18 protein-coding genes and 1 pseudogene are annotated in these 25,122 nt (G+C 64.8%); 6 read left to right on the top strand and 13 right to left on the bottom strand.

Annotation, left to right across the window (positions count from 1 at the left end):
- Positions 1-109 precede the first annotated feature (109 nt).
- From V9L20_RS12665 to V9L20_RS12655, 3 genes are read left to right on the top strand one after another with little or no spacing between them, the layout of a single operon-like run.
- On the top strand, positions 110-1,486 hold the full coding sequence (locus V9L20_RS12665; RefSeq protein WP_337296861.1) for an NAD(P)/FAD-dependent oxidoreductase: 1,377 nt from the start codon (positions 110-112) through the stop codon (positions 1,484-1,486).
- A complete protein-coding gene (locus V9L20_RS12660; protein WP_337296860.1) occupies positions 1,483-2,277 on the top strand; it encodes a DUF1365 domain-containing protein in 795 nt (264 codons plus the stop codon). Before V9L20_RS12665 ends, V9L20_RS12660 begins: the two co-directional genes overlap by 4 nt.
- Positions 2,274-3,575, top strand: coding sequence for a cyclopropane-fatty-acyl-phospholipid synthase family protein (locus V9L20_RS12655; protein WP_337296859.1), 1,302 nt, complete (start codon positions 2,274-2,276; stop codon positions 3,573-3,575). The genes V9L20_RS12660 and V9L20_RS12655 overlap by 4 nt, the downstream gene beginning before the upstream one ends.
- On the opposite strand, the gene V9L20_RS12650 is transcribed toward V9L20_RS12655, so the two are convergent.
- From V9L20_RS12650 to V9L20_RS12640, 3 genes are all read right to left on the bottom strand, one after another.
- Positions 3,547-3,894 carry a GFA family protein gene (locus tag V9L20_RS12650; RefSeq protein ID WP_258501693.1) on the bottom strand — a complete coding sequence of 116 codons (348 nt, stop codon included), beginning with the start codon at positions 3,892-3,894 and terminating at the stop codon, positions 3,547-3,549. The two genes, V9L20_RS12655 and V9L20_RS12650, sit on opposite strands and share 29 nt — an antisense overlap.
- 102 nt (positions 3,895-3,996) lie before the next feature.
- Positions 3,997-4,956: a Bug family tripartite tricarboxylate transporter substrate binding protein gene (locus V9L20_RS12645; protein ID WP_337296858.1), complete on the bottom strand. Its 960-nt coding sequence runs from the start codon at positions 4,954-4,956 to the stop codon at positions 3,997-3,999.
- 73 nt (positions 4,957-5,029) lie between these two features.
- Positions 5,030-5,947, bottom strand: a complete 918-nt coding sequence (locus tag V9L20_RS12640) for a dihydrodipicolinate synthase family protein (protein ID WP_157615009.1) — start codon at positions 5,945-5,947, stop codon at positions 5,030-5,032.
- Between the two features lie 110 nt (positions 5,948-6,057).
- Here V9L20_RS12640 and V9L20_RS12635 point away from each other — a divergent pair, with 110 nt between their 5' ends.
- On the top strand, positions 6,058-6,960 hold the full coding sequence (locus V9L20_RS12635) for a LysR substrate-binding domain-containing protein (protein WP_337296857.1): 903 nt from the start codon (positions 6,058-6,060) through the stop codon (positions 6,958-6,960).
- 6 nt (positions 6,961-6,966) lie between these two features.
- Here the strand turns inward: V9L20_RS12635 and V9L20_RS12630 are convergent, their stop codons facing one another.
- A complete protein-coding gene (locus V9L20_RS12630; RefSeq protein WP_337296856.1) occupies positions 6,967-7,494 on the bottom strand; it encodes a nuclear transport factor 2 family protein in 528 nt (175 codons plus the stop codon).
- 152 nt (positions 7,495-7,646) lie between these two features.
- Between V9L20_RS12630 and V9L20_RS12625 the strand changes: the two genes are divergently transcribed.
- Positions 7,647-8,846: an acetate/propionate family kinase gene (locus V9L20_RS12625; RefSeq protein WP_337296855.1), complete on the top strand. Its 1,200-nt coding sequence runs from the start codon at positions 7,647-7,649 to the stop codon at positions 8,844-8,846.
- Here the strand turns inward: V9L20_RS12625 and V9L20_RS12620 are convergent.
- The 7 genes and pseudogenes from V9L20_RS12620 to V9L20_RS12590 form a co-directional block, all read right to left on the bottom strand.
- Positions 8,830-9,759 carry an SMP-30/gluconolactonase/LRE family protein gene (locus tag V9L20_RS12620; protein ID WP_337296854.1) on the bottom strand — a complete coding sequence of 310 codons (930 nt, stop codon included), beginning with the start codon at positions 9,757-9,759 and terminating at the stop codon, positions 8,830-8,832. The genes V9L20_RS12625 and V9L20_RS12620 overlap by 17 nt on opposite strands.
- Before the next feature lie 56 nt (positions 9,760-9,815).
- On the bottom strand, positions 9,816-11,993 hold the full coding sequence (locus V9L20_RS12615) for a xanthine dehydrogenase family protein molybdopterin-binding subunit (RefSeq protein ID WP_337296853.1): 2,178 nt from the start codon (positions 11,991-11,993) through the stop codon (positions 9,816-9,818).
- Positions 11,990-12,982 (bottom strand): FAD binding domain-containing protein, encoded by a 993-nt coding sequence (locus V9L20_RS12610; protein WP_337296852.1) that lies wholly within the window; start codon positions 12,980-12,982, stop codon positions 11,990-11,992. The genes V9L20_RS12615 and V9L20_RS12610 overlap by 4 nt, the downstream gene beginning before the upstream one ends.
- Positions 12,979-13,725, bottom strand: coding sequence for a 2Fe-2S iron-sulfur cluster-binding protein (locus V9L20_RS12605; protein WP_337296851.1), 747 nt, complete (start codon positions 13,723-13,725; stop codon positions 12,979-12,981). The genes V9L20_RS12610 and V9L20_RS12605 overlap by 4 nt, the downstream gene beginning before the upstream one ends.
- Before the next feature lie 156 nt (positions 13,726-13,881).
- On the bottom strand, positions 13,882-16,890 hold the full coding sequence (locus tag V9L20_RS12600; protein WP_337296850.1) for a transglycosylase domain-containing protein: 3,009 nt from the start codon (positions 16,888-16,890) through the stop codon (positions 13,882-13,884).
- A gap of 170 nt (positions 16,891-17,060) precedes the next feature.
- Entirely contained in the window at positions 17,061-18,047 is a 987-nt protein-coding gene (locus V9L20_RS12595; protein ID WP_443098574.1) for a bifunctional enoyl-CoA hydratase/phosphate acetyltransferase, read from the bottom strand.
- Positions 18,048-18,666: 619 nt separating this feature from the next.
- Positions 18,667-18,924 (bottom strand): annotated as a pseudogene (locus tag V9L20_RS12590) (helix-turn-helix domain-containing protein); the annotation flags it as partial.
- A 456-nt stretch (positions 18,925-19,380) separates the two neighbouring features.
- On the opposite strand from V9L20_RS12590, the gene V9L20_RS12585 reads away from it, so the two are divergent.
- Complete coding sequence (locus V9L20_RS12585) at positions 19,381-19,650, top strand: hypothetical protein (RefSeq protein ID WP_337296849.1); 270 nt, start codon at positions 19,381-19,383, stop codon at positions 19,648-19,650.
- A 49-nt stretch (positions 19,651-19,699) separates the two neighbouring features.
- On the opposite strand, the gene V9L20_RS12580 is transcribed toward V9L20_RS12585, so the two are convergent.
- Positions 19,700-20,173, bottom strand: a complete 474-nt coding sequence (locus V9L20_RS12580; protein ID WP_337296848.1) for a hypothetical protein — start codon at positions 20,171-20,173, stop codon at positions 19,700-19,702.
- A 9-nt stretch (positions 20,174-20,182) separates the two neighbouring features.
- Positions 20,183-24,199 (bottom strand): RHS repeat-associated core domain-containing protein, encoded by a 4,017-nt coding sequence (locus tag V9L20_RS12575; protein ID WP_337296847.1) that lies wholly within the window; start codon positions 24,197-24,199, stop codon positions 20,183-20,185.
- Positions 24,200-25,122 lie beyond the last annotated feature (923 nt).

Here is a 25,122-nt window from a genome sequence, read left to right as displayed (position 1 = left end):
CTTACGCACCGCCGGCGGCATTAGATCACAGCGGTTCTTTGTAATAGGGGCAAATCCAAACCGGCCCGGGCCGCGTACAAGTTGGCACATCTTCTTTTCCGGAGCCCCCATGACGATTGCAGCAGCCTCCGATACGCCCGCGCCGCACATCCAGGCTCCTGGCGGGCCGGCGCTCGATATTGCGGTCATCGGCAGCGGCATTTCGGGGCTTTCGGCCGCCTGGCTGCTGTCGCAGCGGCACCGGGTCACGCTCTACGAGGCCGACAACCGGCCCGGCGGCCACAGCAACACCGTGCAGGTCTCGAGCGGGGCGGGGGTGACCCCGGTCGACACGGGCTTCATCGTCTACAACGAATCGGCCTACCCGAACCTCACGGCATTGTTCGCGCACCTGGGCGTGGCAACGCAGCCTGCGGAGATGTCTTTTGCCGCGAGCCTGGACAACGGCGCGCTCGAGTATTCGGGCAGCGGCCTGGGCGGCCTGTTCGCGCAGCGCGGCAACCTGGCAAGTCCGCGTTTCTGGTCGATGCTGTACGACCTGGTGCGCTTTTACCGGCAGGCGCCGGGCGATGCGGCGCAATACGGCTTGCTGCCGCTCGATTGCTACCTTGATGCGCGAGGCTACGGCCAGGCCTTCAGGGAAGACCACCTGTACCCGATGGCGGCGGCCATCTGGTCGACCCCCGCCGCGCGCATCGGCGACTACCCGACCGAGGCCTTCGTTCGCTTTTGCGAGAACCACCACTTGCTCAATCTTGGCGGCCGGCCGCTGTGGCGCACCGTGGCGGGCGGCAGCGTGCGCTACGTGCAGCGGCTCACCCACGGCATGGGCGACCGGCTGCGGCTGGACACTGCCGCCGTGCAGGTGCGGCGCGAGGCCGACTCCGTTCTTGTGCTGACCGAAGGCGGGGGCGCGCCAAGGCGTTTCGACCATGTGGTGCTGGCCACCCACGCCGACCAGGCGCTGCGCCTGTTGCCCGACGCAAGCAGCGCCGAAACGCGGCTGCTCGGCGCCTTCGGCTACAGCCGCAACCGCGCCGTGCTGCACAGCGACCCAAGCCTCATGCCCAAACGCCGCGCGGTGTGGTCCAGCTGGAACTATCTGGCCGATCGCAGCCGCGGCGGCGCGCTGTGCGTGACCTACTGGATGAACAGGCTGCAGGGCATTCCGGAAAGCACGCCGCTCTTTCTTACCCTCAACCCCGTGCACGAGCCGGCGCGCGAGCATTTGATCGGCAGCGAGGTGTACGAGCACCCGGTGTTCAACTCGGCCGCCATGCGTGCGCAGGACGAACTCTGGTCGCTGCAGGGGCAGCGCCGCACCTGGTTCTGCGGGGCCTACTTCGGATCGGGCTTCCATGAAGACGGGTTGCAGGCCGGCTTGGCCGTGGCCGAGGCGCTGGGGGGCGTGCGCCGCCCGTGGACTGTGCCGAACGAATCGGGCCGCATCAAGCTGCGTCCCGCCGCTGCGGCGGAGGCTGCTTGAAGCAAGGCTCCGCCCTTTATCTCGGCCGCGTGATGCACCAGCGGCTGCGCCCGGCGCGCCACCGGCTGGGCTACCGCGTGTTCTCGCTGCTGGTGGACGTCGACGAACTGCCGGCGCTTTCGCGCAGGCTGCGGCTCTTTTCATTCAACCGCTTCAACCTGTTCAGCCTGCATGAAAGCGACTACGGCGCGGGCGACGGCATGGCGCTGCGCGGGTATGTGGAACGGCAGCTCGATGCCGCGGGCCTGCGCACGGGCGGCGCCATCCACCTGCTGAGCATGCCGCGCATCCTGGGCTATGCGTTCAATCCGCTCAGCGTGTACTTTTGCGGCCACCCGAAGGGCGGCCTGCAGGCCGTGCTCTACGAGGTGAGCAACACCTTCGGCCAGAGGCACAGCTATCTGATTCCGGTGAGCGAAGCCGAGCGCCACGGCGAGCGCATTGCGCAGCAGTGCGCCAAGCACTTTCATGTGTCGCCGTTTCTGGATCTCGACATGCGCTACGACTTTCGCGTCGAGCCACCTGATGCGGAGCGCAAGGGGCTACGCATCGGCATTACCGCGCGCGATGCGGAAGGCGCAGTGCTCACCGCGAGCCTGGATGCGCAGCGCCGACCGCTGGGCGATGCGGCACTGGCGCTGGCCTTTTTCTCCCATCCGCTGCTGACCTTCAAGGTCATCGCCGCCATTCACTGGGAGGCGCTGCGGCTGTGGGTGAAGGGCGCGCGCTTCCGCTCTTGCCCGCCCGCGCCCGCGAAGCCGGTCACCATTGCTGGAACCAAGGACTCATGAGCAATTCAACTTCTTCCACGTCCAGCGGCCTCGAGGCTGCGGCACTCGGCTCGCCCGTGGGGCTTGCTCCAACGTCCTGGATTCGTCGGCCGCTGCGCCGGCTGCTGGCGCGCCTGCTGCGCAGCGTGCACTGCGGAGCCATTTCCGTGGAACTGCCCAATGGCGAGCGCGTGGAAGGCCGCGGCGCGGCGGCAGGCCCGCATGCCGCCATCAGGCTGCACCGCTGGCGGCCGCTCGCGCGCATGCTGCTGCGAGGCGACATCGGCCTTGCCGAGTCTTACCGCGATGGCGACTGGTCGACCCATGACTTGACGGCGCTGCTCGAATTCGGCATTCGCAACGAGGCCGGTTGGGGCCGCGTCTTCCAAGCCTCGTTGCCCGCGAAATGGTTCGGCCGCGCCGTTCACCGCATGCGCGCCAACACGCGCCGCGGCAGCCGGCAGAACATCTCGTTCCACTACGACATGGGCAATGCGTTCTATGCCCAGTGGCTCGATGCCGACCTGATCTATTCGAGCGCGCTGTACGCCACAAGCGACGAATCGCTCGAAAAGGCTCAGGCGGCCAAGATCGACCGCATTGCCGAGCTGCTTGCACCGGCGCCCGGCGACTCGGTGCTCGAGATCGGATGCGGCTGGGGCGCACTCGCACTCGCGCTGGCGCGGCGGCACGGGGCGCAGGTCACGGGCCTCACGCTGTCTTCCGAACAGCTCGCGCATGCGCAGCAGCGTGTGCAGGAAGAGGGGCTCTCAGCGAAGATCGACCTGCGCTTGCAGGACTACCGCGACGTGCAGGGTCGCTACGACCGCATCGTGTCCATCGAAATGCTCGAGGCGGTGGGCGAGCGCTACTGGCCGGTGTACTTCGACACGCTGCGGGAGAGCCTGGCGCCGGGCGGCACGGCGGTGGTGCAGGTCATCACCATTGCGGGCGAGCACTTCGAGCAGTACCGCCGAAGCCCCGACTTCATCCAGCGCTTCATCTTTCCGGGCGGCATGCTGCCCTCGGTGGACGCGCTCGAGGCCGAGGCCGCGCGCGCGGGCCTTGCGCTGGAATGCGCCGAATCGTTCGGCGCCAGCTATGCCGCCACGCTCGCCGAATGGCGGCACCGCTTTCTTGCGGCATGGCCGACCATCGAGCCGCTGGGCTTCGACGCCTCGTTCAAGCGGCTGTGGGAGTACTACCTCTGCTACTGCGAGGCGGGCTTTCTGTCGGGGCGGGTCGATGTAGGGCTCTTCACGCTGACGCACGCGCCGAGCCAGGCTGCGCCTACACCGATCGCCCGTCGAACTGCGTGACAGGAACCGCCTGCAGGTCGATGCCCTCGATGCAACGGAGATTGATGGCCGCCATCGGCTCGCCCGACGGAGCCTTGGCCTCGCCGTAGGGGTGAATGCCGCACTCGGGGCAGAAGCGGTGCTTGATCACGTGCTTGTTGAAGAGGTAGACGCTGGTGTCTTCTTCGGGCGTGAGCAGCTGCATGTTGCCGCGCGGCACAAACCACATCAGCGTGCCCTTGCGCTGACACATGGAGCAATTGCACGACAGGGCCGAGGTGATCTCGCCCTCGGCCTCGAACTTGATGCGGCCGCAGTGGCAGCTTCCCTGGTATTTCATGCGGGGTGTCCTCTCATCCAATAGTTAACCGTTGGGTTGAGTATTGGATGATGCGGCGGCGTTGTCAAGGCCTGCACCGGAAACTGGCGCAGGCGATGCCACTTATTCCGCAGCGATGCCCGCGGTCTTGATGATCTGCCCCCAGCGGCTGAGCTCCGCCAGCTGGAAGCGCGCCAGTTCATCGGGCGTGGAGAGCGCAGCCTCCATGCCGGCCTGTTCGACGAGCTTTTGCACCGCGGGCGTTTCGATGGCGCGGTGCATGAGCGCATTCAGCCGCTGCACCACCGGGGCCGGCGTGCCGGCAGGCGCGTAGAGCGCGTTCCAGTAGCCGAACTCGTAGCCGGGCAGCGATTCGGTAATGGCCGGAACGCCCTGCACCAGCGGCAGGCGCTTGGGGCTGCTCACGCCCAGTGCGCGCAGCTTGCCCGCCTTGACGTGGGGCAGGGTGGTGGCAAGGTCGGCAATCATCAGGTCGGTTTGGCCCGCCACCAGGTCGAGCACTGCCGGCGGGTTGGCCTTGTAGGGCACGTAGTTGAACTTGGTGCCCGTCATCTGCTGGAACAGCTCGGTGGCCACCTGCGCGGACGAACTGCCCGAGCCATAGTTGAGCTTGCCCGGCGCGGCCTTGGCGGCGGCAACCAGTTCGGCCACGTTGTTGGCCTTGACCTGCGGGTTGACCACCAGCAGCTGATAGCCCTTGGTCAGCAGCGACACCGGCGCGAAGTCCTTGATCGGGTCGTACGAGAGCTTTTTCTGCAGGTGGGGGTTGGCCGACTGCGTGGTGTTGGTGGTCATGAACACCGTGTAGCCGTCGGGCTGCGCACGCGCGACAAACTGCGCCGCAATGCCGCCGAAGGCGCCGGCCCGGTTGTCGACGATCACGGGCTGGCCCGTTTCCTTGGTCAGCTCCAGCCCGATGGCGCGCGCCAGCCCGTCGGTGGCGCTGCCGGCGCTGGAGCCCACCACGATGGTGATGGGCCGCGCGGGAAAGTTCTGCGCGCTGGCGGCGCCGCAGAGCGGAAGAAGCATGGCAAGTGCCAGGAGCGATCGGCGATGGTTCATTGGTTTGTCCTTAATAGTTATGGAGAAGGAAAGAGAGAGCGGCAACTTCGAATCCGCGCACTGCCGCAAGAGATCAGCGCAGCAGGTTCCAGCCCGACATGAGCGCATGCAACTGCCGGTGCTGGTGGTCCGTCAGCGGCCAGGCCGAAGGCGGACGGGTCGCGCCGCAGTCGTTGCCCATCAACTGCAGTGCGGTCTTCACCACGGTCACGTTGGTGCCGTTGTTTTCTTGCGCGCGAAGCTCTTCGAAGGGCAGCATCTCGCCGATGAGCCGCATGGCCAGCGCATGGTCGGCCGCTTCAAGCGCGTTGTAGATGGCCACCGAGCGCTCCGGCAGCACGTTGATGAGGCCCGAGGTGAACCCGCGCGCGCCCACGGCATAGAAGGGCGGCGCCCACACCTCGGCCAGGCCGCCCACCCAGGCCAACTGGCGGTCTGCGGTGCGGCGCATGGCCTCGGCCAGCACCAGCGGCGTGGGCGAGGCCCACTTCACGCCCACGATCTCGGGAATGCGGCACAGCTCCTCGATGGCGGCCAGGCCGATGTTCTCGTTGCGCAGGTACAGCACCATCGGCAGGCCATCGGCCGCGTCCGCGATCTTTCGCAGGTACGCCACCACGCCGCGCGGCGCAACAAAAGGGTCGGGCGGCTGGTGCACCATCAGCGCGTCGGCACCGGCCTGGCGCGAGGCGCGCGCCAGGGCGCAGGCTTCATGAACGCTGCGGCCCACGCCGGCCAACAGGGGCACGCGGCCCGCAATGCATTCGGCTGTGGCATGCACCATGCGCTCGGCCTCATGCGCCTGCAGGCCGTAGAACTCGCTGGTGTTGCCGTTGGCAACCAGCACATGCACGCCGGCCTGCACGGCGCGGTCGACCACCGGCTTGAGCGGTGCAACGCTGATGGCGTCGCTGGCGTCGAAGGGCGTCACCAGAATGCCGGAGATGCCGTTGAGTGCCTCGCGCAACGCGCGGCCTTGGAAAGAACTCATGTCGAATACAGGATTGGAAAATGGATGAAGCGCGGAGAACGGCTACTCTAGGAGCCACCGGCAACAGCGTCCAATCCATACATGGGATGCCGCCATTCAAGATTTGAATCGTGTTCCAGCTCACCCAACTCCGCTGCTTTGTGGCCGTTGCCACCGAACTGCATTTCGGCCGCGCCGCCGCCTCGCTGAACATGACGCAGCCGCCGCTCACGCGGCAGATCCAGCTGCTGGAGCATGAAGTGGGCGTGCTGCTGCTCGAGCGTGCGGGCGGCAGCGTGCGGCTCACGCCCGCCGGCGAGGTGTTTCTGCGAGAGGCCGAAGACATCCTGCGCCGCAGCCAGGCGGCCACGCTGGCCGCGCGCCGCGCCATGCGCGCCGATGCCGGCAGCGTGACCATGGGGTTCATTCCCGCGGCCAGCTTCACCATGCTGCCGCAGCTGCTGGCCACGGTGCGTGCCCAGCTGCCAGACGTGCAGGTGATGCTGCGCGAGATGCAGACCGCCGACCAGATCGAGGCCATTGGCGCCGACCGCATCGAGTTGGGCATCGTGCGGCCGTTTGCGCCGCGCAGCTTTACCGAATCGGCCGCCATATTCCGCGAGCCCTTTGTGCTTGCGATACCCGCGGAGCACCCGCTGGCGCAGCTTGAATCGATTCCGCTCGGTGCGCTCGAAGGGCAGGCCTTCATCGAGTTCTGCCCGTCGGAGTCGCGCTACCTCTATGAGTTGGTGGCCGGAAGGCTGCGCGCCGAAGGTGTCGCGCCCGAAGTGGTGCAAACGCTGAGCCACACGCACTCGATACTGTCGCTGGTGAACGCGGGCGTGGGCGTGGCGGTGGTGCCGCACTCCGCGCACAGGCTGCGCTATGCCGGCGTGGTGTTCAAGCCGCTGCAGGATGCGAGCGGCTTCGACGTCGAGCTGCACCTGGCTTGGCGCCGCGGCGGCCGGCATGGCGTGGCGGATACGCTGCGCATGCTCATCCAGCAGGCGTACCCGGCCCCTGCAAGGCCGTAGGGTTGCCTACTTTGGGGCGGGCACTCGCCGGAGCACGTCGTCGTAAGGCGCCAGGTCGAGAAAGGCGATGACCTCGCTCGCGCGCCTGTCCTTCATGCGGAAGATCCACACATAGCTGTTGCTGTAGGGCACGCCGTCGGCCGCGGTGGTGGTGCCGTCCCAATGCACGACCACGTCGTTGCCGTTGGCCCAGATGTCTTTCACCACGGGGCGTATGGGCGCCGACAACCGGTCGGCAAACGGCTTTACCGCACGGTCGAGAAAGTCTTGCCGGCCGCGGTAGGTGCCGGCCACGGGGCTCGTGCCCTTGATGGTCCACACCACGTCGGGCGACAGCACGTCCTGGAAGAAGGTCTTGCCGCCTTGCTGCCACTGCGTGAACGCATCGGCAATGAACTGGCGGTTGCTCTCCGCCACTTGCTGCGACGCTGCGGTATTGGCTGCCGCGTGCAAAGGCACAAGAGCGCCAAGGCTGAGCAGCGCCGCGGCCAGGGCGGGCGCCCGCAGCCTGGAAAGATATCGTGGCTTGGTCATGCAGAACTCCTTTGTCTCAGGTTGAGGGTCAAGCGAACGGGGCCGTAAAGCCGAAGACAAGTCTGCCGCCGCAAGCGCCGTGCCGTTAGCAAGGTTGTCCAGCTTTCTTGTACGATCCTCCGAGAAAACGGGCCCGCCTCAACACTCTTTTCATGACCGATTCGCTGCTTACGCTGAATGCCGGCTCGTCATCGATCAAGGTCGCGCTGTTCGACGCGGCCGAGAGCGGCGGCTCGCTCCCCGTTGCGCGCTGGTCGGGCCAGGCCGATGGACTGGGCACTGGCCTCAAGCCCAGGCTGCGAGTGCACGATGCAAGCGGCGACATGCTGCACGACGCTGCGCTCGAAGGCGACCAGGCTTCGCACCAGGGCGCGCTGGCCGCGCTGCTTGAGTGGCACGCCCGCCAGCACGACGCCACCCGCATTGCCGCGGTGGGCCATCGCATCGTGCACGGCGGCGGCAGCTTCATGGAGCCGGTGCGCGCCGATGAGTCGGTGCTTGCCGAGTTGGCCGCGCTGGAGCCGCTGGCACCGCTGCACCAGCCGCACAACCTTGCGGGCGTGCGCGCCGCCATGCAGGCCTTCAGCGGCGTGCCGCAGGTGCTGTGCTTCGACACCGCCTTTCACGCCACGCAGCCCGACGTGAACCGCCGCTTCGCGCTGCCGCGCGCGCTGCACGATGCGGGTGTGCGCCGCTACGGCTTTCACGGGCTGTCTTATGAATCGATCGTGGCGCAGTTCGCCGAGCATGCGCCGCAGCTCGCGCAACAACGCGTGATCGTTGCGCATCTGGGCAATGGGGCTTCGATGTGCGCCATGGCGCAAGGCCGATCGGTCGCGACGACGATGAGCTTTTCTCCGCTCGACGGCCTCACCATGGGCACGCGCTGCGGCCGGCTCGATGCGGCCGTGGTGCTGTACCTGATGCGCTCGCGCGGCATGTCGGCTGATGAGGTCGAGAAGCTGCTGTTCCGCGAGTCGGGCCTGCTGGGGCTTTCGGGCGTGTCCAGCGACATGCGCGAACTCGAGGCTTCAAAAATGCCTGCGGCCGCCGAAGCCATCACGCACTTCGTCGAGCAGGTGCTTCAGCACATGGGCAGCCTTGCCGCGGCGCTGCGCGGTGTCGATGCCATCGTGTTCACCGGCGGCATCGGCGAAAACGCCGCCGCGCTGCGCGAGCGCATTCTCGAAGAATGCGACTGGCTGGGCGTGAACGTGGATGCCGCTGCCAACGCTGAAGGCGCCACGCGGCTGACCACGCCCGAGAGTCCTGTGAGCGCCTGGGTGTTCAAGACCGACGAAGAGGCCGTGATTGCGCGGCACACCGCGCGAACCCTCAGGCCTGGTAGTTGAGCCTGAGTCCCGGCGTCGGCCAATCGTCGATGGCAATCAGCCGTCCGCTGCCCGACAGCGTGACGTAGGCCGTGCGCATGTCGCGCCCGCCAAAGCAGATGTTGGTGGTGTAGCGATCAGGCAGCGGCACGTGCTCGCAGGTGCTGCCGTCCGGCGCGACGATGGTGATGCCGCCGTGCAGCAGCGTGGCCACGCAAAGGTTGCCCAGCGCATCGGCGGCCATCGAGTCGAAGCGCTGGTAGTGCCCGCCGGGCGATGCGCAGAGCATGCGCCCGCCGTGCGGCGAGGGCCAGCCGTCCTTGCGCAGCCTGCCGGGTGCCGTGATGTCGAAGGCCCAGAGCCGCGCGCCTTCGGTTTCCGCGTAATAGAGCGTGCGCCCGTCCGGAGACAGCGCGATGCCGTTGGGCGTCATGGCCGGCCGCACGACGGCAAGCACGGCGCTGCCGTCGCTGTGACCATGGAACACGCCGCCGCGGTCCATGTCGCGGTCGCGCGTCTTGCCCAGGTCGGTGAAGTAGAAGCCGCCTTGCGCGTCGAACACGATGTCGTTCGGCCCGCGCAGCGCAGCGCCGTCGACCGTGTCGTACAGCCGCTCGGCATAGCCGGTGGAAAGGTTCACGCGCTCGATGCGGCCGCCCGAATAGTCTTCGGCCTGGCCCACGGGGCGGTGGCAACCGTCGGCCTCGGTGTGCCAGCGAAAGCCGCCGCTGTTGCACACGTACACCGCGCCGTCGGGCCCCATGGCCGCGCCATTGGGGCCGCCGCCCAGGTCGGCCACCACCTGCACCAGCCCGTCGTGCCGCACGCGCGTGAGCGTGCCGCGCGCAATTTCAACCAGCAGCACCGAGCCGTCGTCCATGGCGATGGGCCCTTCGGGAAACTGCAGGCCGGTGGCGAGTTCGCGGATTTGCATCGGAGGCCCCTTTTTCTTTGCAAGGCCTCCGAGTTTGCTTCTTCCCGGCTACTTCGTCATGCCTGGATGGGCGTCAGCAGTTTGTCGGGCGTGATGGGCAGGTCGCGCACGCGCCGGCCGGTGGCGTTGTACACCGCGTTGGCAATGGCGGCGGCCACGCTGGTGATGCCGATTTCGCCCACGCCCTTGACGCCCATGCGGTTGACCCGCGTGTCGGTCTCGGGCGCGAAGAGCACCTGCACATCGCCGATGTCCGCGTTCACGGGCACGTGGTAGTCGGCCAGGGTGCGCGTGACGAAGTGGCCGCGGCGCTCGTCGAGCACCGACTCTTCCATCAGCGCATTGCCGATGCCCCAGACCACGCCGCCGATGATCTGCGACGCCGCCGTCTTGGGGTTGAGAATGCGCCCGGCCGCAATCGCCGCCAGGTAGCGCGGCACGCGGACCAGGCCCAGGTCTTCGTCCACCCACACTTCGGCAAAGTTGGCGCCGAAGGCGTAGTGCGACCAGGTGGCAATGTCCGCGCCCGGCACGGCCGTGTTGCTGGCGCGCCATTCGTTCAGCTGGGCCGCCTGCAGCAGCTCCGCCACGCTGGGCTCGCGCACGAAGCGCAGGCTCACCTTCTCGCGCAACTGCTGCTTGGCCGCTTCGCAGACCGCAAGAGCGGCGGTACAAAAAGTGTTGGCACCCCAGGAGCCGCCCGAACCCGGCGTGGGCGGAAGCGCCGAATCGCCGAGCTGCACTTCGACCCTGTCGAGCGGCAGCCCCAGCGCCTCGGCGGCGGTTTGCGCAATGACGGTGTAGCTGCCGGTGCCCAGGTCGGTCGCGCACATTTCGACCACCGCCCGCACATTGCGGCCGGTGCGCGTGAGCAGCAGGTTGGCCGAAGCACCGCGGTGCGGCGCGCCGCGCGATGCGGCGCTCATGCCGTAGCCCACGAGCCAGTGGCCCTGCCTGCGGCTGCGGGGTGTCGCGCTGCGGTTGCTCCAGCCGAATTTTTCGGCGCCGATGCGCATGCATTCGATGAGCGAGCGGCTGCCGAAGGGCTTGCCCGTGTCGAGGTCGGTCATCACGTCGTTGCGCACGCGAAGCTCCACCGGGTCGATCTTCAGCTGCACGGCAAGCTCGTCCATGGCCGATTCGAGCGCAAAGCTGCCCGGTGCCTCGCCCGGTGCGCGCGTCCACTTGGGCGTTTGCACGTTGAGGCGAAAGGCGCGGTGGGTGACCTGCGAGTTCGGCACGTTGTACATCATTCGCGAGATGACGCCGGTTTGCTCCACGAACTCTTCATGCACCGAAGTGTGGGTGACGGTGTCGTGCCCCAGCCCCGTAAGCCGGCCGCCCGCGTCGGCGCCCAGCCGCATGTGCTGGCGGTTGTGCTGGCGCAGGCCCACCACCATGAACATTTGCTGCCGCGTGAGCATGTGCTTGACAGGCCGCTTCACCATGCGCGCGGCCAGCACCGTGAGCATGGCGTTGTCGCGCGTGAGGATCTTGCTGCCGAAGCCGCCGCCCACAAACGGGCACACCACGCGCACGTTCTCGCGCGGAATCTCGAAGGTCGATGCAATGGCGGGGGCGGCCTCGCCCACCATCTGCAGCGAGTGATGCACCGTCACCTTGCTGTCGCCCTCCCACATTGCCACGGTGGAGTGCATCTCCATCGGGTGGTGGTGCTCGATGGGGGTGTTGTACACCGCGTCGACGGTGCCCGCCGCGGCCTTCAGGCCTTGGTCGATGTCGCCGCGCCGCGTGTCGGTCTTGTAACCCGCGTTGATGGCGGCCGGCGCGTAGGCGTTGCGCACGTTGGCATCGAAGCCGATGCGCGGCTCGGCCGCGTCGTAGCTCACCTTCACCAGCGTGGCCGCATGGCGCGCCTGCTCGATGGTCTCTGCCACCACGAAGCCGATGAGCTGGCCGTGGTGATGAATGACGGTGTCTTGCAGCAGCGGCGTGGCGCGCGTGAAGCGGTTCTGCGGCGTTTCGGGCGGGGGCGGCGGCATCTTGGGAACGTTCTTGTGCGTGAGCACCAGCAGCACGCCGGGCGCTTTTTCTGCCGCCGTGGTGTCGATGTCGCGCACGCGCCCGGCTGCCACGGTGCTGCCCAGCGAAACGCCGTGCACCAGCCCCGGATAAGAAAACTCAGCCGCATAGCGGGCCTGGCCGGTCACTTTCAGGCGGCCGTCCACGCGGTCGACCGGTTGCCCGACGAGGGGGAGGGCTTGTCTGTTCATGCGGTGCTCCTGCTCGTGGTTTCCAGCGCGCGCACCACGGCGCGCTTGGCCAGTTCGATCTTGAAGCGGTTGTGCTCTAAGCCGGTGGCACCGGCCAATGCGGCCTCCGCCGCCTGGCGGAACAGCGGCATGCCGGGCTCGGCGCCTTGCAGCAGCGACTCGGCCTCGCGTGCGCGCCACGGCATGTGGGCCACGCCGCCAAGGCAGATGCGCGCCTGGCGGATGCGGTTGCCCTCCATGTCGAGCGCAGCCGCCACCGACACCAGCGCAAAGGCATAGCTGGCCCGGTCGCGTACCTTCAGGTAGTGCGAGCGCTGCGCGAAGCGGGCGCTCTCGGCCGGCAGGTCGATGGCCGTGATGAGCTCGCCCGGCGCAAGGTTGGCGTCGAGCTCGGGCGTGTCGCCCGGCAGGCGATGAAACTGCGCAATCGGTATGGCCCTGCGGCCCGATGGCCCCTGCAGCTGCACCACCGCGTCGAGCGCGTGCAGCGCCTGCGCCATGTCGCCGGGATAGCAGGCAATGCACTTGGGGCTGGTGCCCAGCACCGCATGGTTGCGGTTGAAGCCCTGCAGCGCGCTGCAGCCCGTGCCCGGCTCGCGCTTGTTGCAGGGCTGGGTCACGTCGTAGAAGTAGGGGCAGCGCGTGCGCTGGCGCAGGTTGCCGCCGTTGGTTGCGGCATTGCGCAACTGGCCCGAGGCGCCCGCAAGAATGGCTTGCGCCACCAGCGGGTAGCGCGTGCGCAGTTGGGGGTGGTTGGCCGTGTCGCTGTTGCGCGCCAGCGCGCCCAACCGCAGGCCGCCCGCGGGCTGCGCCTCTATGGCCGCGAGCGGCAGGCGGTTGATGTCCACCAGCTGGTCCGGCGCTTCCACGCCTTCCTTCATCAGGTCGACGATGTTGGTGCCGCCGGCCAGGAACTTCGCGCCCGGCTGGCTGGCCGCCTGCACGGCCGTGTTCACATCGGTGGCGCGGGTGAATGCAAAGGGCTTCATGCGCGGCTCCTTCGGGGCATCAGGCTCACTTCGCGCACCGCGGCCACGATGCCGGGGTAGGCGCCGCAGCGGCAGATGTTGCCCGACATGCGCTCGCGAATTTCCGCATCGCTCAGCGGCGCCACGGGCCCGGTGCGCCGCACGTCTGCAGTGACATGGCTCGGTGCGCCTTGCCCGGCTTCGCGCAGCATGCCGACCGCCGAGCAGATTTGCCCCGAGGTGCAATAGCCGCACTGGAAGCCATCGTGCTTGATGAAGGCGGCCTGCATCGGATGCAGCTCGTTGCCGCGCGCCAGCCCCTCGATGGTCGTGACCTCCGCTCCGTCGTAAGACAGCGCCAGCGCCAGGCAAGAGTTGATGCGCCGCCCGTTGATGAGCACCGTGCACGCGCCGCATTGGCCGTGGTCGCAGCCTTTCTTCGTACCCGGCAGCGCCATCTGCTCGCGCAGCAAGTCGAGCAGCGTCGTGCGCGGGTCGACCTGCAGCGCATGGCTCTTGCCGTTGACGCGCAGCGCCAGTGGCACGGAAGTAGAAGAAGAGGGCGGCTGCACTGCATTCGCCCCTGCCGGTGCAGCGGCTGCTGCTGACGCGGCCATGGGCGCGGAAGCCAGCACGCCGGCAATGCCGGTCGCCCCGCCCTCTGCAATGAAGGCGCGCCGTGTCAGTTGGCCTGCGGGTGATGGAAGAAGGGTGGGGTCAGGCAAGCCGTCGGCCGGCCGTTCATCGGAGAGGAGAGATGTCATCGTGTGTGGCAACTGCTGGTCGATCGATGAAGAAAAAGGACCTCGTTCGCTGCACGGGTGTGGGCCCATGTGCGCTTTCAGAGGCTTCGACGTTCCAGCTTAGCTATCGATAACTTGTTGCAGGCATCGGTTTTTTTTATACCTGCGGGGTGCGCGTCAGTCGCCACCGCCGCCGCAGCCGCTGCGCTCCAGCACCGGCAGCAGCTGCGGCCCCAGCGACTTGAGCAACTGCGTTGGCAGCGCGCTGGTGAACTTGTAGCGCGCGGCATGGGGCTCGTGCACGTAGGCCATGATGGTGCCGAAGTAGCGGTCGCCAATGGTGAAGGCGAAGGTGGCCGAGCGGCTGATCTTGCGCTCCGCAGACTTGCGCCCCCCGCCGGTGTGGCCGTAGCGGTGGTCGCCAGTGCCGGTCTTGCCGCCCACTTCGAGCGCGCGGCCGTTCGCATCCACCAGCACGCCCTTAAGCCGGCGGGCCGTGCCGTCTTGCACCACCTGGACCAGCGCTTGGCGCACGGTGGCGGCCACCTCCGCGGGCAGCACCTGCTCGGCACTGGCGTTGCGCGGCTCCAGCCGTGTTTCGTAAGGGGTGTCGCGCGCAAAGTGCAATGAGCCCACGCGCTGCACCGGCTGGCGCATGCCGTCGCTGGCGATGATGCCCATCAGCTCCGCCAGTGCGGCCGGCCGGTCGCCCGATGCGCCGATGGCGCTTGCGTATGAAGGCGTGAGCGATTCGAACGGATAGCCCAGGCGTTGCCACGAGCGGTGGATTTGCGCGAACGCGTCGATCTCTATCAGCTCGCGCAGGCGCGTGTCTTGCGCGCTCTTGTGGCGCGTCTTGAAGAGCCAGGCGTAGACCTCTTGCCGTTCGCTGGTGCTCGCGTTCAACACATCGGTCAGCGTGGCGCCGGGGTGCTTTTGCAAATAGCCCACCAGCCACAGCTCCAGCGGATGCACGCGCGCCACGTAGCCGCGGTCTGCCAGCGACAGGTTGGCGTAGGTGGTGCGCAGCGCCCGCAGTTCGCGCGGCGAGCTGTCGTATGCGCGGCCCAGCTTCTGCGTGAGCAGTTCTTCGAGCCGAGCCTCGTCGGCCTCAGGCTCCACGGTGAACAGCACGCTGGCCAGGCGCGGCGCCGAAGGCCTTACGCCGCGCAGCAGCAAGGCCTGGGCATCGGCGGCCGGCAGGCGTTGGTACTTGCGATAGAAGCGCATCAAAAAGGCCGAGCCCTCGCGGTCCGCAAAGCGCACGAGCAGTTCGCGCCGCCGCGGGTCGGCCGGGTCTTTGAGCAGTTGCTCGGCGTCTGATTCGCCGCCGAACATGCGGTGGCGCACCACGTCGCGCATCAGGCGAATGAACACCAGGTTGATCGAATGCTTGAAGCCTTCGCGCACGGTGATGAACTCGTTGTTGCGCGAGCGCTCGAAATTTTCGAACTGGTGCAGGCCGCCGCCGGTGAAGAAGGCTTCGCCCGGGTTGGCCGAATATTTGCGATCCATGGCCGCTTCGAGCATGGGCGCCAGGCGCTTGTCCTTGGCGCGCAACAGGTGCTGCCGCGCCCACACGCCCAACGGGTCGCGCGGGCTGGGCGCCAGCGCCGTGAGCTGCGCGGTGCCCAGGCCGGCCCAGCGGCCGTGCAGCTCCGCCACCAGCTCGAGGTAGCTCACCAGCGTGCGCAGCTTGGCGGTAGAGCCCAAGTCCAGCCGCGCACCCTGGTTCACGTCAAAGGGCTGGTCGATGCTGTCTGCCTGAACCCGCAGCAGGCTGCCCTGCGGGCCGCGCTCGAACAGCGTGAAGCTGTAGACCAGCGGGCTCGGGTCGGCACCCGAATCCAGCAGGTGCGGGCCGTATAACCCCGCCGCCTTGGCCGCTGCCGGCGTGCGCAGGCCGGCCAGCACCTGCGCCGCCAGCGCTTGCGCCTCGCCGTCCAGGCTGGTTTCGGCCTCCAGGTCGAGCCGCTCCAGGTCGTAGGCGCGCGGCACGTCGAGCAGGGTGGAGATGTGGGTGCGCAGCGCGCTCGTGGCCTTGCGCTGAACGAAGTCGGGCCGCGCGGTCGGGGGCAGCTCGGGCCGCAGGTGCAAGGGCAGGGGCAACGCCGCATCGCGCAGCGTGGGCGAAATAACGCCCGCCTCGGCCATCAGCCGCAGGTAGCTGTTGGTGAGCCGGCCAAGGCTTGCGCCGTCGCCCAGCAGGTGCTGCGACGGGCGGCGCTGCGCAATCATCAGCGACAGCGCCTGCTTGAAGGCCTGCGCCTGGCGCCGCAGCGCATCGGGCGTGGGGGCGGCGCCCTCCGCCTGGTCGGCCAGCAGGCGGTTTACCTCCCTGAAGTCGCGCCCGTACCAGGCCCACAGCCCGTCGCCCATGCCGTGCACTTCGCCCATGCCGGGGCGCGCGGCCAGCGGCACCGTGTCGAGGTAGTCGACCACGATCTGCCGGCGCCGCGCCAGCGTGTCGTCTCCGTCTTGATAGGCCCGCACCGATGCAGACGCCATTTGCCGCAGCTTTTCGCGCACCGATCCCGTGCGGCCGTGCGGCGAATGGCGGTACTTTTCGATTTGCGTGGCCAGCGTGCTGCCGCCCGTGGCGGACTGGCTGGGGCTGAACACCCGCAGCCCATGCTCCAGCGCGGCCTTGGCAAAACGCTCGGGGTCGAGCGCCGGGTTGCGCTGCGGCGGCTCCGCGTCGAGCAGGTGGCGGTCTTCGACGAACAGCAGGCTGCTCACCAAGAGCGGCGGCACCTCTTCAAAGCGCTCGTACGCGCGCTGCGGCACCCGCGTGTGCAGCAGCGCCGTGTTGCGGCAGTCGCGCACCGTAAGGCCGGCCTGGTTCTTTTCGCGGTAGGGCGTAAAAAGCCCGTGCTCCTGCAGCTCGATGAGCCGCGGCGACATGCGCGCCTGCCGGGTGATGGTGAAGCCGTGCGGCCCGAGCTGCTCGATGAAGCGGGGCAGATCGTGATAGCCCATTCGCTCGTCGTAAGGCCCCGTTTGCGGAAAGCGGATGGCGTTGCTGGGGCCCGAATCGACGCTGAAGGTGGCGCCGGCGGAAAAGTCGCGCCACAGGGCAGATTGCAGCCGCGAAGTCTTCAGTTCATTGACCACCAGAAAGGCACCGAGCGCACCCAGCACGGCGAGCCCAGTGCCGATCCAGAAGACCTTCTTGAACCTTGTCATGCTCTGCCTCGCACACGGTCTGCAACGCGGGTTCGCCCAAGGCGATGATGCGCCTTTGGCAGCAGTTTGGGTGGTGCAGTGCAGCCTGAAACGAGGGAGAACTACCTATTGGGGGTTAGCGGTGCGCCGGCATACAAATGCGGGTTGCCGCCGGGCCTGGAAAAGAGGCGTCAGCCCACCGCCTTGATGAGTCGCTCGCGCCCCGCCTTGGCCAGCATCGACGCTACCGCGCAAGAGGCCAGGCGCGCCGGCTCCGAGTCGGCCCGGCTCGTCAGGATGACCGGCACCCGCGTGCCCAGCACAATGCCCGCCGCATACGCCCCGCCCAGAAAGGTGAGGCTCTTTGCCAGCATGTTGCCCGCGTCCAGGCTGGGCACGATCAGCACATTGGCACGGCCCGCCACCGGCGACACGATGCCCTTGATGCGCGCCGCCTCCGGGTCGATGGCGTTGTCCATGGCCAACGGCCCGTCGACCTCTGCGCCGGTAATCTGCCCGCGGTCGGCCATCTTGCACAGCACCGCCGCATCCAGCGTGGAAGGCACCTTGGTGCTCACCGTTTCAGTGGCCGAGAGAATTGCCACCCGCACCGCGGGCATCTGCAACGCATGCGCAAGGTCGATTGCGTTCTGCACGATGTCGACCTTTTCGTCGAGCGTGGGCGCAATGTTGATGGCCGCGTCTGAAATGATCAGCGGCTGCGGGTGCCCCGGAACGTCCATCACAAAGCAGTGACTGATGCGCCGCGACGTGCGCAGCCCGCCTTCGCGCCGCACCACCGCGCCCATCAGCTCGTCGGTGTGCAGGCTGCCCTTCATCAACGCATCGACCTCGCCGCGCAGGGCCATGGCGACGGCGGCGTCGGCCGCGGCGTGGCTGTGCGGGGCGTCGACGATGGGGATGTTGGAGAGGTCTGCATTCGCCTCGCGTGCCGCGGCTTCGATCTTTGCGCGGGGGCCGATGAGTGTGGGGGCGATGAGGCCGAGTGCGGCTGAAGCGAGGGCTGCTTCGAGGGAGACGGCGTTGGCTGGGTGGACGACTGCGACGCGGAGTGGTGGGAGGGCGCGGGCTGCGGTGATTAGGCGGTCGTAGTGGGGGTGGGGGTGGGAGGAGTTGAAGGCGTCATGCGGGCTCCAAGTATGGGTTGTTCTGGAAATTTGCAGTAGCTGACTGAAGGACTTCCGTCCAAAGCGAAAGATGCGGCGAGATCGTTAACGGCCGCCCGAACTTTCGCAGAAGAAAAACGCCTGCGGTCGGCCGAGCTTTTCGGCTCAGCTTGAGCTGACTCATCTCACTCATTTGACGCCTAGCACGTAAGAGCTTCCGCAAGGCCACCACCATGGAAGGCGAACCAGCCGAGCATGGGCTCGGCACCGCGTGTAACGGATAATCGGGGGTTCGCCCGCGCCGCGCGCGCAGGCCGCGCACCTAGAGGAAGAGCCGCGCTCCCGGTAGGCTCGGCCGCTGTCCATCCACCCAAAGTCTTGATGAACCATTTGTCGCTTTTACCCGACCCCTCTGCAGCAGCGCTCGATTTCACGGGCATCGTAGAAAAAGTGCGCGCGCAGACGGACCGGAAGATCGTCACGCTTACGGGAAATCGGGAGTTGGAGGTACACCGCTCATGCTGCGTCGGCGTTGGAGACGAAATCCGATGTTGAATTCCACCGATCTCTGACCCGAGATTTCCATCGAATACTGACCCACCCGCTTTGTGAGCCCGAGGGCTTCACGGTGTGGATAAGTGCTTGATGTTCTCCTTTTTGGATTGAGTGTGTGGATCTGGCGCAGATTGCGCCGCTGTTTCCGCGATTTGGTGGCCTCGATCGCGAGCCAGGTCGCGAGCTTCTCGGCATAGGGATCGAGCTTGCTTGAGCTCGCCCGCTTGGCGTAGCGCGGCGCTTCTTCGCCGGCTCGCAGGTACTTCTTTACGGTGTTGCGAGACAGGCCTGTACGCCTGGCTATCTCGCGAATGGACATCTGCTCGCGCAGGGCCCAGCGTCTGATGACACTCAATGTCGCCACGTCTATCACTCCTAGGATCCCCTGCCTTAAAAATGAGCAGGGTAGAGTTTTACGTGGGTCAGTCTTAGACGGAAATTAGCGCGTTAGCCGGGTCATTTTTCGGTGGCAATCAACAGCCGAGCTCCAGGCGCTCGCCAACCACCTCGATGACGCGCCGCCCGTGGCGGTGTCCGATGCGCGGCTGGCTGCGGTCGCGTCGCATATCCGGGTGGTGCTGGGGGCCGTGTGGGACGACTCTGCCAACGCCGGTGCCGATTAATGCCAAAGGCGATTCTTTGGGGTTCGCGAACGGCGGTGGCAGTGATTCGCGCCTTCGTTCATCTGAGCCCGCGCGGGATGCAGTGCACAAAATTGATGCTATTTGATAATTAAATAATTGCGACTTGGTTGCAATTGCGGCTACATTCCGGCGACCAAGCCGGCTGGTATTTCGAACAGAGCAAACGCCGGCACTCGGAGACTCGAATGCCGCTCTTGTTCCTGATGAGGCTGCAGCATGTGCAGCTTCCGGTCCGCGTTGCCTGCCCGGAAGAAATCCGATCCGTCTCGGTGCTCGTGGCTATCGGACTGATTGAAGCCGAAATAGCGCTTCGCAAGCCGGGCGCGCCCTACGCTTCATCCCGCTTGGTCATGGTGCTTCGCATCACGGAACACGGGCTTGCCGAGATCGCGAAGATGGCCATCAAATTCGGTGCGGTTCTCTCGGAAGGTCCAGTCCGTCACCCTGTGGGGTGAGAAAGAACCGGCGGCGTGAATCTAGCGCACGGCACAGCAGCGTAATCTCTCACGTGGGTCGGTCAGACGCGGAGAGCCGCGTTTCATACTCGTTGAGCATGGCCTGCAGCTGGGTCGACTCTGTCGCTCCGGGTTCGATACCACTACCGTCAATGATGCCCTTAACCAAGTAGTACTCCGTCTCGGAGCGAATCACCCCTCGCTTAAGTATCTGCAGATACTTCTTTGAGTAGCGCCTCCTGACTTCACTGAGGGTGAAGGTCCCGGCCGCGCTGAACTTCGCGTCAGCTTCAGCAAGCTGCTCGGGCGTCCAATCCGAACACATTTCAACAACATCGTTGACCGCCATCTGTAAGCCCTTCTTGGCATAGGAGACAGAGGTCTTTTCCAGGTTGCTAAGGAACGCTAAGGGCTGATGCTCAGGCTCGTGGCTGCGGTGCGTTGGGGGGACGAATAGCTCAACGTAGCAGATAAAGAACTTCTTTAACTGCTCATAGTCTTCTGGTGAAAGGCTGCTTCTCATTTCATCCTACTATTGGCAAGTGCACCTGCCAGCAGGAACTGGAGGACCAAATTCTCGGTTCGCGCTCGGTATGTAGATCAGCGGTCCAGCCAAGTTGCCGGGCGAGATCCCATTGATCATATTCCTCGAATCTCCACCACTGCTTCGAGCGCCACCATTCAATTCCATTACTTGTTGTTCTCGTCCACGGATCGCGTTGTAGCTTGAGGATGATCGATCCAGCACGGGTGGTAGAAATTTTTCGGCATTGAGCAGAGGCTGTCCATATGCGCGATCTCTGATGTTTTCCTGCGGAGTGCCATAACCCGACGTTCGACCTGTGTAGCACTGCCCGGTGAGGGGGTTCCAACGAGTGTATGTCTGATACGTCTTCTCTCGCTTGTCACGACCCTCAATCGCCCGGCTCAGTTGATTCGCAATATTCTTGCTCCCCTCAAGACCTGGGTTCGGCGTACCCGGGGCCCACGGCATTGGCGGCGGAGGCATCGGAACCTGTAAACCCAGTGGATCAACGTAGCTCAGCGCGTTGCCATACACGTAACCAAACCGGTTCCAGCCGCCGTCGAGTCCAATCGGGTCACCTTGCGTGTAGCGCCCCAGCCGGGGATCGTAAGTTCTGAAACCGTTGTAGAAGAGCCCGCTTTCTTCATCCGCATACTGCCCCGGATACCGCAGATTGAACTTCACCTCCGAGATGTTCGTCGTGCCCGGATTTGGCGTGACCTCCAGATCGGCGAACCTGTACTTCGCGATCGTCGGCTTGTCCTCCCCGAACGCGCTGTAGCTCCACTGCCAGACCGCCTGCCCCTCCGCATTGCTGAGCCTGCGCGGCGTGTTCAGATGGTCGCTGTGTACCGCATAGGTGTTGCCGTTGATCACCGCCACGATCGGCATCGGTCCGTTCGCCGTCGGCAGGTAGATGTACTGACTCTCCCCCGCGCTGTTCGCCCCGCCGCTGCCGGCCTCCGAGATCAGGCTGCCGTTCTCGTCGTAGACGTACGCGAAGCCGAGCTGCTCGGCTTCCGTGGTGGCCGGGCTCCACAACTTGCTGAAGAACGCCACCAGGCCGCTCCAGAAGCCCGGGGCGGCTTCGTCGCCCTGGCTCGGCGGGTACAGCGGCTCGGTCTTGAAGACACGCTGGCCGAGGGCGTTGTGTGCATACCGTGTCGTCGGGCTGCTGTCGGTGGCACCTGTGGTGGCGGTGGCAAGGCGTCCCTCGGCATCGTAGGTGTAGGTCCGCAGACCGTCACCGGTCATATCGCCGTTGGCGTTGTAGGCGAATGTCACGCTGGTCCATGTGCCACCGATCGACTGATCAAAGCTTGCATACCGATTTGCCGCGAAGCGGTAGTAACGGTTCGACTCGACGCCCCCACGGTTTCTCTGTGCCGAAGCTAGACTCCCATTGTCATCGTACGAGTAGTCAGCGGTGACGGTGGGTGTGCCGGTGCGATTGAAGGAGTCAATAGCGCTGTGGCCGTTGTAGCGGACGTTCCACGTCCGCATGTTCAAGGAGAGCGGCGAATTCGGGTCCCAGGACTGAGACGGTTCTACCAACAACTGGCTGAGTGACGCTACGCGCCCAGCAGAGTTGTAGGTGTAGCTCAGGACCGTCTGAGCATCAGCGGTGACGTTGGTCAGGCGCCCAGCGGTGTCGTAGCTACGTGTGGTGGCGAGGTTGACGCCATTGAGGCCGTTGGCAGCGCCAAAGGCCCAGGTCCATCCGTTGGGCTGCCCCATCGGATTCCAAGTGATGCCAGTAAGCAGCGGCTCGCCGCGCCAGTTCATCCCAGTGAGCCGACCAGTACCGTCGTAGAAACTCTGCAGAATATGGTCAGCCCCGCCGGGATACTGGATGCTGCTCAACAGGCCCGCGGTGTTATAGCTGTAGCTCGCGACGCCGGCCCCACCGTTAAGCAGCGTCTGGGTCTTGCGCACGACACGACCGAAGACATCACGCTGATAACTAGTGATGCCGGCGCGATCCTGAATCTCGCTCAAGTAGCCAATGCTGGCATTGGCGGAAGCGTTGTAGTTGCTACCCGTGAGGTCGTAGCGTAGGGTTGTAATTTTTCCGTCGGCAAAGGTCAGTTGCGTCGGGCGGCCCAAGATATCGCGTTGGATGGTCGTGGCTTGGCCCAGCGCATCAACAATCTGGCTGGGCAGGCCCAGCGCGTCGTAGGTGGTGCTGCGCGTACCGATGTCGGTGCTGCTCTCCGCGGTGGCATTGCCTTGCGCATCGCGGGCGTAAGTGGTGGCCACGCCTTTGAAGTCGCTGGCTTGCGTGACAGAGTCAAGCGCGTCATACGTCAGGGTGGAAAGTGCCGTCGTAGGCTTAGTGACCGTCTTTACCCTGCGCAGCCCGTCAAGTCCATAACGCGTGGTTGCGTTCGCTCCGTCGGTTTCGCTTATTAGCTCGCCATTCGCATCGTAGCCAAAAGTGTTGGTCTGGTTCGAACCATTGGTTTTGGCGGTCAGGCGGTTAGTGTTGTTGATCGTGTGCGCGGCCGTCCAAGCCGTAGCGCCCGCGCTATCGACGATCTGCTCGCCGATGCGGTTCCCCATGGCATCGAGCGTAAAGCTGCCGCTTTCGCTGCGGTTGTTGCTCCAACCGCTCAGGCGATGCGCAGCATCGTAGTTGTAGCTCACGCTCAGGCCGGTGGGCAACGTGAGGGTAGCTAGTGCGCCGAAAGGGGTATAGGTCAGCGCGGTGGTCTGCTGGCCGCCGACGGTCCGCGTGAGCAGGCGGTCACGGATATCCCATGTGTAAGTGGTGACCAGGCCATTGGGCTCGGTCTGGCTGAGCATGCGATTGGCGCTGTCATAGGTATAGCTTGTGACCTGGCCCAAGGCATTGGTGGAGCTGATGACATTGCCGAAGGGGTCGTAAGCGTAGCTGGTAAGGGCACCGTTTGGCGCGGTCTCGGTGGCGATCAAACCCTGCGGGTTGTAAGTCCAACTGGTGGTCTGGATCTTGTTGCCTGCGGCGGTGTGAGTGACAGTCTGCGTAAGAGGCCGACCCTGGGCGTCATAAGTGTTCGCGGTAGTGCGGCCGGCTTCGGTGACGAGTACCGGCAACGCCCATGTGGCGTGCCACTGTATGGTGCTGGTCTGGGCTTCGGGGGTGCCAACTGCGCGGGTCACAGAGATAGGAAGCCGGCGATCAGTGTCCCATGCTGTTGTGGTTGTTACGCCCTTGAAATCGGTTTCGGCCGTCGTCAAGCCATTTGCGGCTTGCACACGACTTGCAGCATCGCTCTTGCGTCCCGCAGCAGGCAATGAACCTTCAATAATTGCGAGCTTCTTTGCGAGCGCGCCATATTTATAAGTGCGACTCGTATTTAGCGGATCGGTGACGATGGCCGACCCCGCCGACGGGTAGCTCACCAAATATCGATCAGCACCTCCCGCTAATTCCGTGCTAGCTGCTCTCCCGAGACTGTCGTAAGAAAAGGTGCCCCACCGCGAGCCAGTCTCGTCTACGATACCTGTCAGAGCGTAAGGGAAGCTCGCATTTTCATATAGAAATGAACGTGACTTCAAATCGGGATAGATGACCGAGCTAAGCCGCCCAATACCGTCATATGTGTAGGCGATCGATTTTCCACTCGCAGAAGAAACACTTACAAGCTGCCCCGTGCCGTTATAGCTTAGCGACACAATTCGGCCAAAAGGGGCTTCGATTACTGACAAGCGACGCTGATCATCATACGTGTAATTGGTGATCCATCCATTCCGCTCTGTCTGAGAAATGAGATGTCCAACCGAATTAAAGCTTTGCGTGACATCGTCTTCCGAACGTCGATACAACCAAGTGGATGTTCCTGAAAGTGTGTCGTTGCTGTTGTTCGTGATCCACACCGACGACGCATCTGCACGAGTGAACGAACGCGCATAGCCTTCTGGACTAATAATCGAAACTGCCAAGGGATTACCTACAGAGTCCGACGAGTCAATCTTTAATACGGTACTGTGGTTGTGCCCCCATGGTCGACTAAGTGCTTCGCCACTTCTCGATGGGTCCATTCCCCAGTTGCTGCGGTAATTTCGAGCAAAAGATATTGGATGAGGACCATCTTCTGTCAAATCGACTTCGATGCGAATTTTTTCCGAACTACTGGGAATGATTGGGTTGCCGAACGAGAATCCGTCATTTTTGCAGCTATTCGATTGAGGCTCTGGCGGAGACGATACTCGACATTCACCCGTTGCCAGATCCCTCTCAGAGCCTGAGGGACAATCAGGGGCGCCTTCGCATAAGCCAGAAGAAAGACTCCTCGTACCGCCAACTGGACAAGCCCAAGCATTTCCACCCCAAAAATCCCAACGGGAGTTGGGCGGAATTTGCTCGATTTGATCGACAACGCAAGTAATGTTTTTACTATAGTACCCAGGCGGCAAGGTTTCGGTGTAAAAGGAATTTACGTAAAGATATCGTGTGCCATTAGTGCTGCTCCTATCCATGCTCTCAATGGTCGCCCTGCAGACGGTTTCTGCAGTCTCGCCGGGTCCAAAAGTCGGGTAATACGAGGTCGCGGCGTGCGACGCATTCGGCAACGCTCCGCACCAAAAAATCAGAGCAATTCGAGTAAGACCTGATGCGCGCTTCGAGAGAAGGTCGACGGTCGAAGTCAGAAAAAGCAATATTTTAGTTTTCATTTTCGTCGCAGAATTGAAGAATGAAATTAGCATCGCCGACCCTCTTTAGATCGGAATGAAAAGCCCACAGCGGCTTCCGGCATCAGCACGCCAAAGATTCATTCTGTTTCAAAACGCGCGGAGCTTTACATCTTTTCCTCAGAGCAATCTCCCTAGGCTTTCAATTCAAAAGAAGTTGAAAATGAAAGTACGCGCAAAAGTGACGACCCTCGTTGCTGCTGTGCGACAGACGCGTCGAATGCAGCCGCAGCTATCGGACCAGACTCGCCGCGTGACCACCCCGATTAGTG

Source organism: Variovorax sp. CCNWLW225, from assembly GCF_037204045.1.
In the GTDB taxonomy this organism is placed as follows: domain Bacteria; phylum Pseudomonadota; class Gammaproteobacteria; order Burkholderiales; family Burkholderiaceae_C; genus Variovorax.
This window is presented reverse-complemented; position numbering and strand designations above follow the sequence as displayed.